Below are 15,459 nucleotides of genomic sequence, written 5' to 3'. Positions count from 1 at the left end.
CGCCGCCGAGTGGACCGGGTACGCCCGGACGCTGAGCAAGCTGCGCTGAACGGTCGGTGCCGGATCCGGCGAACGGTTGATCCACGCCGCTCGCCGGGTCGGTGTGACGACACTGCGCTGGCGCGGCGATCGTCCACACCCGACCGTGAAGTCCCACGGGGCGATCGGGTGCGAGAGGCGCAGGAATGGCTGTTCACGAGGTTACACACGACCTTCGCACCGCGGCACCCGAGATCGAGGAGGGGCGGCCTCCCCGGTACGCGTTGCGGCTGCTCGGTGGGTTCGGGTTGGAACGCGACGGGCGGGTGGTGACGGTGCCGCAGGGCGCCCGCCGACTGCTGGCCTACCTCGGCGTACGCCAGCGGTGTGCCCGCTCGGAGGCCGCCGGCACGCTCTGGCCCGGCTCGCACGAGGACCGGGCCCGGGCCAACCTGCGCACGATGCTCTGGCGGCTGCACCGGGTGACTCCCGACCCCCTGGTGGACGAGGACGACCGGCTGGCCCTGGCCGCCGGGGTGACCAGCGACGTGGCCACCCTGGGCGCGGCGGCCACCGCCCTGCTGGCCGGCGGGTCACCTGTCGACGTCGCCCCGGGTGTGCCGGCGCTGGCGACCGGTGAGCTGCTGCCCGGTTGGTACGACGACTGGGTGCTGACCGAGCGGGAACGGTTGCGCCAGACCCAGCTGTACGCGTTGGAGGCGCTCGCCGAGCGGCTCACCGCGCAGGGCCGGTACAGCGAGGCGGTGCAGGTGGCGTTGACCGCTGTGCAGTTGGAGCCGCTGCGGGAGAGCGCCACCCGCACGCTGATCGCGGTGCACCTGGCGGAGCGCAACATCAACGAGGCGGTACGGCGGTTCGAGCTGTTCCGCGCCGACCTGGGCCGCGAGTTGGGGGTCGCGCCGACCCCGTGGCTGGAGCGTCTTGTTCGCGCCGGCCTGCACCCAGGGTGACCGTCCCCTTTCCGTGACCGGCCGGCCGCAGGGCCCATACCGGCGTCCCACCAGCCCACACTCCGCCCAGCCGGCCTCCCGGCGCCCCCGGACATCCGTCCTTTGCTCTGCACCCACGGATGCGACGCTCACGGTCTGTAAGTGGTGCGTCCATGGGTGCAGAGCAAAGGGGGCGGCTGGGGTGGGTGGGGTGGGAGGAGATCCAGCCGAGCGGGTGGTGTGCCTCGCGCGTCGCTGGTCAGGCCAGTCCGGCTGGTCTTACCAGTCCGGCTGGTCTTACCAGTCCGGCTGGTCTGACCGGTCAGGTTGGTCAGTGCGTCGCGGGCGGGATGCTCTGCTCGTACTGGAAGACGTTGTGCGGGTCGTACTTCGCCTTGATCTTGCGCAGCTGTGGGAAGTTGCGGCCCCAGTAGGCCTCCTCCCACTCCGCCATGCCGATGTTCGGCACGTTGACGTAGGCGCCGTCCACGTAGGGCCGCAGCGCCTGGCTGAACTCGGCGATCCAGGTCTGGGCGATCGGGGTGATGGCGTCATCGCTGTCGGGCTCGCCGCGGGTGCCCCAGCCCGCGCCGGGCTCGGAGTAGAAGAGCGCGTCGCGGTGCGGGAAGGCCGCGCCGCCGAAGGGTTCCTGTCGTTGGGCTCCGGACCCGAAGGCCTGGGTGAAGAAGTTGCTGTCCGGCGACGGGGAGTTCTCCATGAACTCGCGGACGATACTGATCGCCTTCGCCGGGAAGGGCTCCCTGGTGAACTGCGAGAAGAACTTCCACTTCGCCGGCTCTTCGTCGCTCGGGATCTGGAAGCCGGAGTAGGTCTCGCTCCAGCCGCCGATCTGGACTGTGACCTCGGGGTCGCCGATCGAGAGGATGGGCTCCAGCAGTTTCCTCGTCTCGGCCTCCGATCCCTCGGCGAGCACCGCGAACAGCAGGATCTCGTTCGGGTGCACCTCGACCTGGGTGCCGAGGCGGGGGTCGCTGAAGGGCGCGGTGCGCTGCCAGTTTTCGAAGACCTCGTGCAGGTTGTCGAGGCCCGGCCAGGTCGCCTGAAGGTAGGCGACGCTCTTCAGCGGGGCCACCTTGTAGGTCAGCGACGTGACGATCCCGAAGTTGCCGTTTCCGGCGCCGCGCAGGGCCCAGAGCAGGTCCGGGTAATTCCACGGGTCCACCTCGAGCACCTTCGCGCCGTTGGCGCCGGCCGCGACGACGATCTCCGCGCCGATCAGGTTGTCGCAGGCCATGCCGAGATAGCGGGTGAGGAACCCGAAGCCACCGCCGAGGGTCGCGCCGGACAGGCCGACGGTCCCCTCCGTTCCGGTCGTCGCCGCGAAGTCGTACTCCCCGAGTGCGGTGATCGCCTCCGACTGGTTGAGCCCCGCGCCGAGCTTCGCCACGCGAGCGGCGGCGTCGATGTGGACGTCCTTCAGCTCGCTGACGTCGATCACGATGCCGTTGTCGACGTTCGACCAGCCTTCGAGGCTGTGGCGACCGCTGCGTACCCGCAGTGCGACGTCGTGTTGCCGCGCCCAGGTGAGGGCGTTGACCACGTCCTGGGTCTCCTGGGCGAACACGATGACCAGGGGGTAGCGCACGAACAGCTCGTCCCAGCCGAGGCTGGCCTCCGCATAGTTCGGGCTCTGGGGGCGGACGATGCGCCCGGTCAGTTCCGCCGGTGGGTACGTGGCGCCGGAGGACGACCCGGGACCGTCGGCCGCGATCGCCGAGCTGCCGGCGATCACGCTTGGAAGAGCGACCGCTCCGGCGCCGACGGCCGTCGCCTTGAGCAGATCACGACGAGAAAGGTCGCGCATGGTCCGAATCCTCTCGATCGGGGTCACACCAGAAATCGGGACCAAGAGGGCTGATGCCTCTCATCTGGCGCAAACTCACCGTAATGCGAGAGGTTCGCCGAAGATCCGAGAACTTGTCGCGGAACCCGGTCGGGTGATGCGGCGACCGTCAGCTCAGAGGCGGCGGTCAGCTCGGGAACGGGCCGTCAGTTCGGGGCGGGCTGGTCGAGGATGGCGCTGAACCGCTCCTCGGCAAGGTCGAGCTGGCCGAAGATGTGCCGCTTCACCGCCGGCGACAACGGGGTGTCCGGTCGGCCGATCAGGTCCCGGAAGAGTGGCACCAGCGGCCGGTACTTCCGGGCCGACGAGACGACCTTCGGCCCGACCGTGTGGATCACCCCCACGCCGTTGTCGGTGAAGTCCGACACCTTGATCACCCGGGCCCAGGGCTCCCGGTCCAGGCTGACCGCCAGGTGCTCCCGGTACTGCGCGTTGCGGTCCCGCTCCGGGTCGTACCCCGGGTTGGTGACGGCGGCGACCAGGGTGGCCACCCGCGGCCCGAACCGCGCGGCGAGCGCGACCAGCGCCGCAGCGGTTGGGTCGGCCCCCGGCTCACCGCCGGCCAGCTCGGCCGGGTGGTCCTCCACCGCGTCGTGCAGCAGGCCGGCGACGATCACCTCCACGTCGCGCACCTGGTAGTGGTGCATCAACCGGATCGCCACCCGCAGCAGGTGATTCAGGTACGGCTCGCGGACCCGTCGGTCGTCGCGGTGCAGCTCGGCGGCGAGGTCCAGCGCGGCGTTCAGCCGCTCCCGGTCGTCGTCGTCGAACTGCTGGACCTCCAACCGGAAGCGTTCCAGCAGGCCCGGTTCGCCGTGGATCTCGGTGATCGCGTGCATCGGCATGCTGCCCAGGTGCGGCGGGAAGTCCATGCGTCACTTATAGCCGATCTTCACCACATCGATGGGCCCCTACGTCGCCGACCCGACCGCGAGTTGCGGGCGCGCCGAGCGGTCAGATCGGCAGCCGGTCGGCGCCGGCGAGGGGGCCCACCAGGAGGGGAACCAGCGGTGCCGGCAGGACGGGGTCGCGGCGCAGGGTGGGCGTCCAGCCCGCGTCGGCGGCCAGGTCCGGGTTATGGGTCGCGTTGTACGCCGCCAGCAGGTCGACCGGCCGGGCCGGGCTGCCGCTCTGGCGCACCCAGGAACCCCGCTCGGTCAGCGCGGTGCCGCCCCAGTCGTAGAGCAGGTCGGCCGGGTCGGCCGGCGCGTCCAGGGTGAAGAAGTTGTTCTGCGCGTAGATCGCCGACTGGACACCGACGCCCAGCGCGTACTGGAAGTCGTCCCCGCCGAGCCGGTAGTGGTTGTTGTAGATGTCGACCTGACCGAAGCGCACCCGGGGCAGCCGTTGCAGGACGCCGTCGAAGAGGTTGTGGTGCAGAGTGACCTTCAACCGGCCCACGTCCGGGCCGACAGTGTTGGACGAGCCGAGCAGCAGCAGCTTGTCCCGCCCGGTGAAGCGGTTCCACGACGCGGTGACGAGGCTGGCGGTGTGCGTGACGTCCAGAGACCCGTCGTGCACCTGGTAGGGCCGTCCGAAGTAGACGGGTTGGGCGCTGTCCGGGTTGTCGCCGTCGGTGAAGGTGTTGTGGTCGACCCAGACGTTCTCGCTGCGGCGTACCGAGATCTGGTCGTACTGGCTGTTCCAGTTGCCGGCCTCGCCGTCGGTCGGTGACCAGGCGGGGAAGCAGTCCCGGGCGTCGACGAGGGTCAGGTTGCGGACGATGACGTTCGACGCCCGGTCGATCATGAGGGTGAGCCCGGTCAGGCGGGCGCCGCGCAGCCCGACGATCGTCGTGTTCGGGCCGACGTTGATCTGGGTCTGCCGGGTCTGGTTGGTCACCGAACGCACCCGGGCCTCTTCCAGTGGCCCGCTCGGGGGCACCCGTCCCCACACCGCCGGGTCGTACGCGGCCAGGTAGGCGTCCAACCGGTACGCCGGGTCGGCCAGGTCGGCACAGCTCAGCGCGGTGCCCTCCGGTCCTTCGAAACCGTCGATGGCGCCGTCGACGTAGATGAGCTTCGGCGTGGCGTCGGTGGCGTTGCTGGCGTTGTCACCGCCCAGGGCGGCGACCAGCTCGGCCCGGCTGTGCACCACCCGGGTCCGGTCGGGAGCGGCCGTCGAACCGCCGGTGGTGCCGGTGCCCTCGGCCGCCCAGCCGTCCCGCTCGGGCAGGGTCTGCCGTCCGAGATGGCCGGCCAGCCAGGAGAGCCCGTCGGTGGCCGGGGTGTCGGGGCGCGCAGCGGCGGCGGCCGGGCTGGCACCGAGCAGGAGGGCGATCACCGTAACGCCGGTGAGGATTCTGCGCATCGACTCTTCCCATTCGCTGGTGGTGGAGGGGCAGTCGGATATTCGGGGGTGTGTCCGATGTGACCGCCCCGAGTGCGGGCGGCGTTTGTACTCCGGTTGCCGTGGGCCCCCTATCCGGTCAACTCGGCGCGATACGCCGCCGCCGCCCACGGCACCGCCAGTTCGCTCGGAAGCGCCCCCCGCTCGGCCGCCCGACGCAGCACGTCGACCACGCCCCGCAGGTGGCGTACCCGTTCCCCGCCCTCACCGACGACGGTCACCAGGTCGCCGTCGAGCAGCCGGGGCTCGGGGGCGACCCGCAGCGCGTCCAGCAGCGCGGTGAACGGCGCGGTACGGGCCAGCGGCGCGATCAGCGGCACCGCCGCCGGGTCGTCCCGGTGCGCCAGCAGGTTCTCCAGCAACCCCACCCGCCCCGGGACGCGGCGGGTCACCACGTCCCCGGGCAGCCGCAACCGGTCCGTCGGGTACTCCAGCACCGCCTGACCCGCCGTGCCGGTCACCACCACCTCACCCGCCACGAACTCCTCGGCGGCCAGGGTCACCGCCACCAGCACCGGCGGACCGGCGCGGAACAGGACCCGCAGCACGGCAGTGTCCTCCACCTCGATCGGGCGGACCCGGTAGCGTTCCACCTCGATCGCCACCGGCCAGGGCGTCGCCCCACCGAGCGCCTCGGCGACCGCCAGGCACTGCATCACCGCGTGCGCGAGCGGGTTGGCCAACGCGCCGTCCAGCACCGGCCGGCCGTCGAGGCTTCGCCGACCGGCCCACGGGGAGCGGGCGTAGTAGGCGTCCGGCCGTTGCCACGCGGCGACGGTGGAGATGCCGGTGACCGTGCCCAGCCGGCCCGCCGCCAGCGCGTCGGTCAGCGCGGTCAGGGCCGCCGAGCCGAGCGCCTGGAAACCGACCTGCGCCACCCGGCCGGCGGCGGTCAGCGCCCAGGCCAGCTCCTCGTGCTCGGCCAGCGACAACACCGGCGGTTTCTCCAACAGCAGGTCCGCGCCGGTGGCCAGGGCGTCCCGGGCGATCGCCAGGTGGGTGTGCGGCGGCGTGCAGATCACCACCACCTCCGGCCGGGTGGCGGCGAGCATCGCCCGGTGGTCGGTGAACACCTCGACCCCGGGTGGCACCGGCGCCGCCGGATCGTCCTCCACCGGTCGGACGTCGACCAGGGCGACCAGCCGCAACCGGCCGGCGGCGTGCAGCGGGGCGATCACCCGCCGGTGCCACCGGCCGTGCCCGTTCGCCCCGATCACCGCCACCCGGGGCGGCGTCACAGCGCTCACCACCGACCGGCCGGTGTCGGCCCGTTCACCGCGCACCGGCCAGTGTCGGCCCGTTCACCGGGCACCGGCCAGTGTGGCCTCGACGCCGTGTCGTTGCAGCGCGGTCAACCAGGCGATCACGTCGGCGCGGACCTCGTCGTCCTCGGCTACCTCGACCGGGATGACCTCGCGCAGCGCGAAGAGCGCGTCGACGGCACCCGCCGGGCTCTGCGCACCGGCATCCAGCGCGGCGCGGATCGGCCCGGCGAGGGGGTCCTGGAACGGCAACGGGTGCCCGTCGTCGGCGTACCCCAGCGCGAAGCGCAACCAGGACGCCACGACCAGCGCGCCCCAGCGCGCGGACCGGCCGGTCGCGCGCAGGTCGGCGATGGTGTGCAGGACGCGTTGCGGCAGCTTCTGCGAGCCGTCCAACGCGACCTGGAGGGTGCGGTGGTGGATTGCCGGGTTGCCGAACCGGGCGAGGACCTGCTCGCCGTAGTCGACCACCCGGACCCCGTCCGGCGGCGTGAAGCTGGCCGCGACGTCCTCGGCGATCAGCCGGCGCAGCACGTCGGCCAGGTGCGGGATCTCCAGCGCCTCGGCGATGGTCTCCCGACCGGCCAGCGCACCGAGGTACGCGATGGCAGAGTGCACGCCGTTGAGGGTGCGCAGTTTCAGCCGCTCCCACGGGCCGGCGTCGTCGGTGAGCACCGCCCCGGCGTGCTCCCAGCCGGGCCGTCCGCCGGGGAAGTCGTCCTCGATCACCCACTGCGCGTACGGTTCGGCGGCGACCGCTGCCAGGTCGGTCACGCCGAGCACCCGCCGTGCCGCCTCGATCGTCTCCGGGGTGCTGGCCGGCACGATCCGGTCCACCATGGTCCCCGGGCAGGTGACGTTGGCGGCCACCCACTCGACCAGCCCGGCGGGCACCCTGTCGGCACGCCCGACCGCCTGGTCGAGCATTCCGCGCAGTCGCCGGCCGTTGGCCGGGAGGTTGTCGCAGCTCACCAGTGCCACCGGCCCGGCGTCCGCGGCGGCCCGCGCGGCCAGCCCGCGCAGCAGCAGCCCCGGCACCGTGGTCGGGGGTCGGCCGCCGGCCAGGTCCGCGGCGAGCGCCGCGTCCGGGGACAGCTCGCCGGTCACGGGGTCGAGTTGGTACGCCTTCTCGGTGACGGTCAGGGTCACCACGCGTACCGCCGGGTCGGCGAGCAGCGCCACCACGGCGTCCGGGTCGCGGGGAGCGTGCCGTACGCCGCTCAGGGCGCCCACCACCCGGGTGGCGCTGCCGGCGGCGGAGAGGGTGCTGACGCTGAACAGGTTGTCCTGGGCGGCGATCGCCTCGACCATCGCGGTGCTGCGGGGGGCGACGGCCATGATGCCCCAGTCGCCGCCGGCCGCGCCGACCGCCGCCTCGGTGAAGACGGCCTGGTGTGCCCGGTGGAACGCCCCCAGGCCGAGGTGCACGATGCCCGTCGGCACGGTGCCCGGCCGGATCAGGGGGCGGGCCTCGGCGGGCAGGTGGCGCAGCATGCCCAGGCCGAGCCGGGAGGCGCCGACGGTCACCGCCATGCCGGGCCGTCCGGGAAGCGGAACTCGGCGATCGAGGCCGGCTTCATGGTGGCGCTGTATCCCGGTCGCTCGGGCAGCAGGTAGCGGCCACCGCGGGTCCGGACCGGATCGACGAAGTGCTCGTGCAGGTGGTCGACGTACTCGACCATCCGACCGTCCAGGCCGGTGCCCACCCGCAGGTAGTCGAAGATCGCCAGGTGCTGGACGTACTCGCAGAGGCCCACACCGCCGGCGTGCGGGCAGACCGGCACCCCGAACTTCGCCGCCAGCAGCAGCTCGGCGAGGACCTCGTTGACGCCGCCGACCCGGCACGCGTCGATCTGCATCACGCCGATCGCGTCGGCCTGCAACAACTGCTTGAAGATCACCCGGTTGGCGGCCACCTCACCGGTGGCCACCCGGCACCGGCCGCCGGTCAGCTCGGTCACCGCCCGGGCGATCCGGGCATGGCCGAGGATGTCGTCGGCGTGGGTGGGCTCCTCGATCCAGTACGGGTCGACCTCGGCCAGCGTGGCCATCGCGGTGATCGCCTCGTCGACGTCCCAGACCTGGTTGGCGTCCATCATCAGCAGCGCGTCCGCGCCGATCTCCTCCCGGATGATCCGGGCCCGCCGCAGGTCGTCGGCGAGCGGGCCGCCGACCTTCATCTTCATCGCCCGCCAGCCGTCCTGGTACGCCTGCCGGGTCAGCGCCCGCACCTTGTCGTCGGGGTAGCCGAGCCAGCCGACCGAGGTGGTGTACGAGGGGAAACCGTCCCGTTCGAGGGTGGCCAACCGGTCGGCCAGGCCGTCGCGCCCCTTGTCGAGGATGGCCGCCGCCTCGTCCGGGGTGATCGCGTCGGTGATGTGCCGGAAGTCGACGCTGGCCACTAGCTCGTCGGTGGGCAGCTCGGCGAGGAACCGCCACATCGGCTTGCCGGCCAACGTGGCCCGCAGGTCCCACACCGCGTTGACCAGCGCCCCGGTCGCCATGTGGATGACGCCCTTCTCCGGGCCCAGCCACCGCAGCTGCACGTCGGCGCTGAGCGAGCGCCAGAACGCGACCGGCTCGGCCGTGATCTCCTCGATCGTGCGCCCCCGCACGTGGTGGGCGAGCGCGCGGACCGCCGCGCAGGTGATCTCGTTGCCCCGGCCGTTGGTGAAGGTGAACCCCGCGCCGGTCGGGCCGGCGTCGGTGCCCAGCTCCACGTACGTCGCCGAGTAGTCGCCCCGGTTGATCGCGTCGGAGCCGTCGCCCCGGGCGGCGGTCGGGAACCGCACGTCGTGCACCTCGACGGAGGTGATGGTCACCGTCACTGGTCGGCCTTTCCGAAGTTGAAGACCCGCTTGGGCAGCCGGTACGCCAGGTCGACGATGGTCTCGGCGGCCTCGTCCATCGGCAGCCGGTGCTCGGCGACGAGCCGGGCCAGGAAGCCGGCGTCGACCCGACGTGCGACGTCGTGGCGTACCGGGATGGAGCAGAACGCCCGGGTGTCGTCGACGAACCCGGTGGTGTTGTAGAAGCCCGCGGTTTCGGTGACCGTCTCCCGGAACCGGCGCAGCACCTCGGGGGAGTCCAGGAACCACCAGGGCGCGCCGAGCAGCAGCGCGGCATACCCGCCCGCGAGGGGCGCCAGCTCCCGGGTGAAGGTGTCCTCGTCGAGGGTGTAGAGCACCACCCGCAGCCGCGGGTCGTTGCCGTAGCGCTCCAGCAGCGGGGCGAGCGCGTGCACGTACTCGGTGGCCTGCGGGATGTCGCCGCCGACGTCGCGGCCGTGCCGGGCGTGCAGCCACCGGTTGTGGTTGCGCACCGCGCCGGGGTGCAGCTGCATGACCAGGCCGTCGTCGAGTGACATCCGGGCGAACTCCACAAGCATGTGCGCCCGGAACGCCTCGGCGTCGGGGGCGTCGGCCTCGCCGCGCCGGCCCCGGTCGTACAGCCGCTCGGCCTCTGCCGGCGTCAGGTCCAGCGTCCGCGCGGTGGGGTGGCCGTGGTCGGAGGACGTCGCGCCGGCGGCGATGAACGCGGCGCGCCGGGCGCGCAGCGCGGCCAGGTAACCGGCGTACGTGCCGGTGTCCTCGCCGGCCCGCTCACCGAGCCGCTCCACGTTGGTCGACCAGTCGTCGAACTCCATGTCCACCACGTCGTCGGGGCGGAAGGTGGTGACGACCCGGCCGCCCGGCCCGCCCCAGCCGTCGGCGGCGAGTTTGGCGTGCTGGCCGAGGTCGTCCAGCGGCGACTCGGTGGTGGCGAGCACCTCGATGTTGAACCGCTCGAACAGCGCCCGGGGCCGGAAGTCCGGTTCGGCGAGGCGGGCCGCGATCTCGTCGTAGAGGGTGTCGGCGGTGGCCGGGCCGAGCGGGGTGTGCACCCCGAACACGGTGCGGAAGGTCTGCTCCAACCAGAGCCGCGAGGGGGTGCCCCGGAACAGGTGCCAGTGCGCGGCGAAGCGTCGCCAGATCACCCGCCCGTCGGTCTCCACCGGGCTGCCGTCACGGGTGGGCACACCCAGGTCCGACGGGGGGACGCCCTGACTGAGCAGCATCCGGGTCAGGTAGTGGTCGGGCACGATGAGCAGCTGCGCCGGGTCCGGGAAGGGTCGGTCCTCGGCCAGCAGGGCCGGGTCGACGTGCCCGTGCGGCGAGATGATGGGCTGCTCCGCTGCGAGGGCGTACAGCTCCCGGGCCAGCGCGCGCTGGCCCGGTTCGGGCGGCAGGAGCAGGTCGTTGTGGTCGAACGTCGGCACGGGGATGGGCTCCTCGTCTCCAGGTCAGCGGGGGGTGAGCAGGTCGGCGACCCGGACCGGTTGACCGGTCTCGAAGGACCGGTTGGCCGCCAGGCCGGTGAGCAGGGCCAACGCGCCGTCGTGGGCGGTCGCGGCGCGCTCCAGGGGGTCGGGTTGACCCCCGAAGAGCACAGCGGTCATCCGGGCGTCCGCGCCACCGTGGCCGTGCCGGCTGCGACCCTCGACGGGGATCTGTCGGGGCGGTTGCCAGAACGGGCGCAGGGTGAGGGTCGCACCACCGCCCTCGGCCGGCGCCTCGGTGCCGTGCAGGGCGGCGCCCTTGACGGCTCCGGCGGTGCCCCGGTCGACGAAGTCGTTCTCGGTGACTTCCAGCTCCAGCCGACCCCGGCTGCCGTTGACCATCACCCGGTAACCCTCCCAGGGCGCGTAGGCGGTGAGGTGGTAGGTCATCGTGGCGCCGGTGGAGTAGCGGGCGAGCACCGCCATGTCGTCCTCGATGCTGACTCCGGGAGCGAAGACGTTGCGGTCGCGCTGGTAGCCGTCCTCGGCCTCGGCGTCGAGGTACAGCTCACGCAACCGGGGGTGGGCGTCGAGTCGCAGCGCGAACGGGTCGTCGACGGCGGCGGGGGAGCCGTGTGCCCGGTCGTAGTCGCGGGCGTAGCCGTGCCGGCGGCCGTCCTCGCCGTAGAAGAACAGCCGGCCCGCCGCGTACACCTCGACGGGGGTGGCGGCCAGCCACCAGTTGACCAGGTCGAAGTGGTGGCTGGCCTTGTGCACCATCAGCCCGCCGGACGTGGCCTTGTCGCGGTGCCAGCGGCGGAAGTAGTCGGCGCCGTGGCGTACGTCGAGCAGCCACTCGAAGTGCACCGAGCCGATCTCACCGACCGCGCCCTCGGCGAGCAGCCGGCGGACCTGTTCGTGCAGCGGGTTGTAGCGGTAGTTGAACGCGACAGTCACCCGACCGCCGGTCTCGGTGACCGCGTCCAGGATGCGCCGGCAGCGCGGCGCGTCCACGGTCATCGGCTTCTCGGTGACGACCTCCCGCCCGGCGCGCAGCGCGGCCACCACGTACTCGTCGTGGGTGACGTCCACGCTCGTGACCAGGACGACGTCGACCCGCTCCTTGTCCAGCATGGCCGCGAAGTCACCCGCCGGGTACGTGGGCACCGGGCGGTGGCCCAGCTCGGCCAGCCAGCGGTTGTGCGCGTCCATCCGGGCCTGGTTGACGTCGGCGAACGCGACCAGCTCGGTGGTGTCGGCGTGGTCGAGCACCAGGGCGCGGACGAACATCTCCGCCCGGGCGCCGGTGCCCACGACGGCGTACCGGACCCGGCCGTCGACTCTCGGTGACATGCGGTCGCCTCCCCGGTGATCCTGCAAACGTTTGCACTGAAGTAATCACGATCGATCCGACTGCGTCAACGAGGGTGACGCAATCGGCGGCAAATATCCGTGTTTGCGGGGCAGCAAGTCACCAAGGGGAGTGTGGGTGCAACAAAGCCGTAACCATCCACCGTTGACACTGGCGCAACCGTTTGCATTAATGGCCACACCCACGTGACCACCACCACATCGGACGAAGGGGCCGCCGTGCCAGTCACCATCCGGGACGTCGCTCGGGCGTCCGGTGTGCACATCTCCACCGTGTCCCGCACCTTCTCCGCTCCGCACCTGGTCAACCCGGAGACCCGGGTCCGGGTGCTGGCCTGCGCGGAGGATCTGGGCTACCGGCCCAACCGCGCCGCCCGGGCGCTGATCACCGGGCGTACGCACAACATCGGGCTGATCATCGCGGACATCGCGAACCCGTTCTTCCCGCCACTGATCAAGGCGGCGGAGAGTCAGGCCCGGCACCGCGACTACCACGTCTTCGTGGCCGACACCAACGAGGATCCGACCGTCGAGGAGGAGCTGGTCCACGCGCTGGCCAAGCAGGTGGACGGGGTGCTGCTGTGCAGTCCTCGGATGAGCAACAGCCTGATCGAACAGCTCAGCCGTGAGGTGCCGCTGGTGGTCGTCAACCGACAGGTGACCGGCCTGCCCTGCGTGCTGATGGACGTCGGGCAGGGTGCCCGGGCGGCGATCGAGCACCTGATCGGCCTCGGGCACCGCAGCATCGCGTTGCTCGGTGGCCCGCGCAGCTCGTGGACCAACCGGGAGATGCGCCGCGCCGCCGGCACGGCCGCCCGGGCGGGTGGCGCGGAGCTGACAGTGCTCGGCCCGAACGCGCCCACCGAGACCGGCGGCTCCGCCATCGCCGAGCAGGTGCGGCGCAGCGGTGTGTCGGCCGTGCTCGCCTACAACGACCTGATGGCGATCGGCCTCATCGAGGGGCTGGACGCGCTCGGGGTGCGGGTGCCGCAGGAGGTGAGCGTCGTCGGGGTCGACGACATCGCCCTGAGCCGGCTCACCCGCCCCAAACTGACGACGGTGGCCACACCCACCGGGGCCGCCGGCCGGACGGCCGTCGACATGCTGCTGCAACAGGACACCGAATCACCGCGCGGCGCGCGAGGGCTCGGTGCCGGCACGGCGCTCGGCGTCCGTCGTACCACCGCACAGGTAATGCTCCAGACCGACCTGGTCATCCGCGACTCGACCGGCCCGGGCCCGTACGCCCGACCGGCACGTCCCCTGGCCGCGCCGCCTGGCCCGGACCCGCATTGCCCTGCGGGCCCGGGCATCCCGACCGCGGCCACCGGTGACGCCGTCGCCTCCTAATGCCGAGGAGTGAGCGCACATGCACCCCGCAACGCCCCCCACCACTAACGCGCCTGCCGGGCGCAATCACCGTACCGCGCTGCCTCGGCGGCGCCTGCTGCGCGGCCTGCTCGCCGTGACGGTCGCCGCGCCGCTGATGTTCGGAGCCGCCGCCTGCGGAGACGACGACGGCGGCGGCGCGGCCGACCCGAACGCCCCGGTCAAGCTCTCCATCTTCTGGTGGGGCGGCGACGCCCGGGCCAAGCTGACCGAGGACGCCCTCGCGCTCTACACCAGGAAGCACCCGAACGTGACGTTCGAGAAGACCTGGCAGGCCAACCAGGGCTACTTCGACAAGCTGGCCACCCTCACCGCCGGCGGCAACCCGCCGGACCTGTTCCAGATCGACGACAACTACCTGGCCGAGTACGCGTCCCGCAACACCACGCTCGACCTGACCTCCTACCAGAAGTCCGGAAAGCTGGACACCTCCAAGTTCCCCGAGAGCCTCTGGCAGTACGGCGTGGTCGACGGCAAGCTCGCCGGTCTGGCCGCCGGGGAGAACACCCAGGGTCTGGTCTACAACAAGACGCTGCTGACCAAGAACAACCTGCCCGAGCCCACCACCGGAATGTCGTGGGAGGAGCACATCGCCTGGGCCGAGCAGGTCACCGCCAAGACCAAGGTGCCCGGCACGCAGGACCCGAGCGCCGACTACAAGGCGTTCTGGGTCTGGCTTCGGCAGCAGGGCAAGGACCTCTACAAGGGCTCCGAGCTGGGCTTCACCGCCGAGGACGTGACCAGGTGGTTCGACCTGTGGAAGGGCGCCCGGGACCGCAAGGCCACCCCGAGCGCCGACGTCATCCACGAGGGCAACTCCAGCGACATCACCAAGCAGCTGGTGGTCACCGGTAAGTCGGCCACCTCCTGGGTGTGGGCCAACCAGATGCCGGACCTGAAGAAGAACACCAAGGACGAGCTGGGCGTGGTCGCCTACCCCGGTGACCCGAGCGCGCAGTGGGCCCGGGCCTCGATGTACTGGTCGGTGTTCAAGGGCAGCAAGAACAAGGACGTCGCGGTCGATGTGATCAATTTCCTGAACAACGACCAGGAGGCGGTCAAGCTGCTCGGCACCGACCGCGGCCTGCCGTCCAACCAGGACCTGCGCCGCGCGGTCAGCGAGGACACCACCGACCCCGCGATGAAGCAGTCCATCGCCGTCGAGGCGGAGCTGACCCAGAAGTTCGGCAAGTCACCGCAGGTGCCGATCAAGGGACACAGCAAGGTGCGCTCCGAGCTGATCAAGGCTGCCGAGAACGCGCAGTACGGCCGGGCCACCACCGCCGAGGCCGCCGCCCAGTTCATTGAGGCGTGCAAGTCTGCCATCGCCTGACCGCCCCACGAGGCGAGGAGAGGAGCTGTTCGTGGCGTTGACCACGGCGCCCGACCCGACCCGACGCGGCCCCGGATCCGTTCGGGCCCACACCGCAAGGCGTGGGCCCGGGCGCTTCCGGCACAGCGAAGGTCTGGCGGGGTACGTCTTCCTGTCGCCGTGGCTCATCGGCTTGATGGGTGTCACGGCGGTCCCCATGCTGCTGTCGCTGTACCTGAGCTTCACCAACTACGACATCCTCACCCCCTTCTCCGAGGTCCAGTGGGTGGGGCTGGCCAACTACGAACGGATGTTCACCGCCGACCCGTCGTACTGGCACGCCGTGCGGGTGACACTGACCTTCGCGCTGATCGCCGTGCCGCTGAAGCTGGCCGCGGCGCTCGGTGTGGCGCTGCTGCTCAACCGCGCATGGCGCGGCGTGGGCCTGTTCCGCGGGCTGTTCTACCTGCCGTCGCTGCTCGGCGGCAGCGTCGCGTTGGCCATCGTCTGGGTCAACATGTTCAACCGTGACGGCGCGTTCAACTCACTGCTGAGCCTCTTCGGCATCCAGGGCAAGCCGTGGGTCAACGACCCGGACTGGGCCCTCGAAACGTTGATGGTGCTGGCCATCTGGCAGTTCGGCGCACCGATGGTGATCTTCCTGGCCGGGCTCAAGCAGGTGCCCACCGAGCTGTACGAGGCCGCCTCCGTCGACGGCGCCGGCC

12 protein-coding genes are annotated in these 15,459 nt (G+C 71.6%); 4 read left to right on the top strand and 8 right to left on the bottom strand.

The window, feature by feature from the left end; genetic code table 11:
- Nucleotides 1-185: 185 nt before the first annotated feature.
- Nucleotides 186-950 carry a BTAD domain-containing putative transcriptional regulator gene (locus KBX34_RS31540; RefSeq protein ID WP_210928684.1) on the top strand — a complete coding sequence of 255 codons (765 nt, stop codon included), beginning with the start codon at nucleotides 186-188 and terminating at the stop codon, nucleotides 948-950.
- A 310-nt stretch (nucleotides 951-1,260) separates the two neighbouring features.
- On the opposite strand, the gene KBX34_RS31535 is transcribed toward KBX34_RS31540, so the two are convergent.
- The 8 genes from KBX34_RS31535 to KBX34_RS31500 all read right to left on the bottom strand — a co-directional run bounded on the left by KBX34_RS31535 (nucleotide 1,261) and on the right by KBX34_RS31500 (nucleotide 12,015).
- A complete protein-coding gene (locus KBX34_RS31535; RefSeq protein ID WP_210928682.1) occupies nucleotides 1,261-2,754 on the bottom strand; it encodes an FAD-binding oxidoreductase in 1,494 nt (497 codons plus the stop codon).
- Between the two features lie 185 nt (nucleotides 2,755-2,939).
- The gene (locus KBX34_RS31530) at nucleotides 2,940-3,665 is read right to left on the bottom strand and encodes an HD domain-containing protein (RefSeq protein WP_210789702.1); all 726 of its coding nucleotides are present in this window, start codon (nucleotides 3,663-3,665) and stop codon (nucleotides 2,940-2,942) included.
- Nucleotides 3,666-3,747: 82 nt separating this feature from the next.
- Entirely contained in the window at nucleotides 3,748-5,103 is a 1,356-nt protein-coding gene (locus tag KBX34_RS31525) for a polysaccharide lyase family 1 protein (RefSeq protein WP_210928680.1), read from the bottom strand.
- Between the two features lie 110 nt (nucleotides 5,104-5,213).
- Complete coding sequence (locus tag KBX34_RS31520; protein WP_307871540.1) at nucleotides 5,214-6,380, bottom strand: Gfo/Idh/MocA family oxidoreductase; 1,167 nt, start codon at nucleotides 6,378-6,380, stop codon at nucleotides 5,214-5,216.
- A gap of 63 nt (nucleotides 6,381-6,443) precedes the next feature.
- Nucleotides 6,444-7,937: a mannitol dehydrogenase family protein gene (locus tag KBX34_RS31515; RefSeq protein ID WP_210928678.1), complete on the bottom strand. Its 1,494-nt coding sequence runs from the start codon at nucleotides 7,935-7,937 to the stop codon at nucleotides 6,444-6,446.
- A complete protein-coding gene (locus KBX34_RS31510; RefSeq protein WP_210928676.1) occupies nucleotides 7,928-9,232 on the bottom strand; it encodes an enolase C-terminal domain-like protein in 1,305 nt (434 codons plus the stop codon). The genes KBX34_RS31515 and KBX34_RS31510 overlap by 10 nt, the downstream gene beginning before the upstream one ends.
- A complete protein-coding gene (gene uxaC / locus KBX34_RS31505; RefSeq protein WP_210928675.1) occupies nucleotides 9,229-10,662 on the bottom strand; it encodes a glucuronate isomerase in 1,434 nt (477 codons plus the stop codon). The genes KBX34_RS31510 and uxaC overlap by 4 nt, the downstream gene beginning before the upstream one ends.
- 24 nt (nucleotides 10,663-10,686) lie before the next feature.
- Nucleotides 10,687-12,015: a Gfo/Idh/MocA family protein gene (locus tag KBX34_RS31500; protein WP_210789688.1), complete on the bottom strand. Its 1,329-nt coding sequence runs from the start codon at nucleotides 12,013-12,015 to the stop codon at nucleotides 10,687-10,689.
- A 237-nt stretch (nucleotides 12,016-12,252) separates the two neighbouring features.
- Between KBX34_RS31500 and KBX34_RS31495 the strand changes: the two genes are divergently transcribed.
- The 3 genes from KBX34_RS31495 to KBX34_RS31485 form a co-directional block, all read left to right on the top strand.
- A complete protein-coding gene (locus tag KBX34_RS31495) occupies nucleotides 12,253-13,383 on the top strand; it encodes a LacI family DNA-binding transcriptional regulator (RefSeq protein ID WP_210928673.1) in 1,131 nt (376 codons plus the stop codon).
- A 19-nt stretch (nucleotides 13,384-13,402) separates the two neighbouring features.
- On the top strand, nucleotides 13,403-14,755 hold the full coding sequence (locus tag KBX34_RS31490; RefSeq protein WP_210928671.1) for an ABC transporter substrate-binding protein: 1,353 nt from the start codon (nucleotides 13,403-13,405) through the stop codon (nucleotides 14,753-14,755).
- 31 nt (nucleotides 14,756-14,786) lie between these two features.
- The coding region (locus tag KBX34_RS31485) for a carbohydrate ABC transporter permease (protein ID WP_210928669.1) at nucleotides 14,787-15,459 on the top strand (673 nt) is incomplete at its 3' end.

Source organism: Micromonospora sp. M61 (assembly GCF_018070245.1).
In the GTDB taxonomy this organism is placed as follows: Bacteria; Actinomycetota; Actinomycetes; order Mycobacteriales; family Micromonosporaceae; genus Micromonospora; species Micromonospora zamorensis.
Note: the sequence above shows the minus strand (reverse complement) of the source record. Positions and strands in the feature narration are given on the sequence as shown.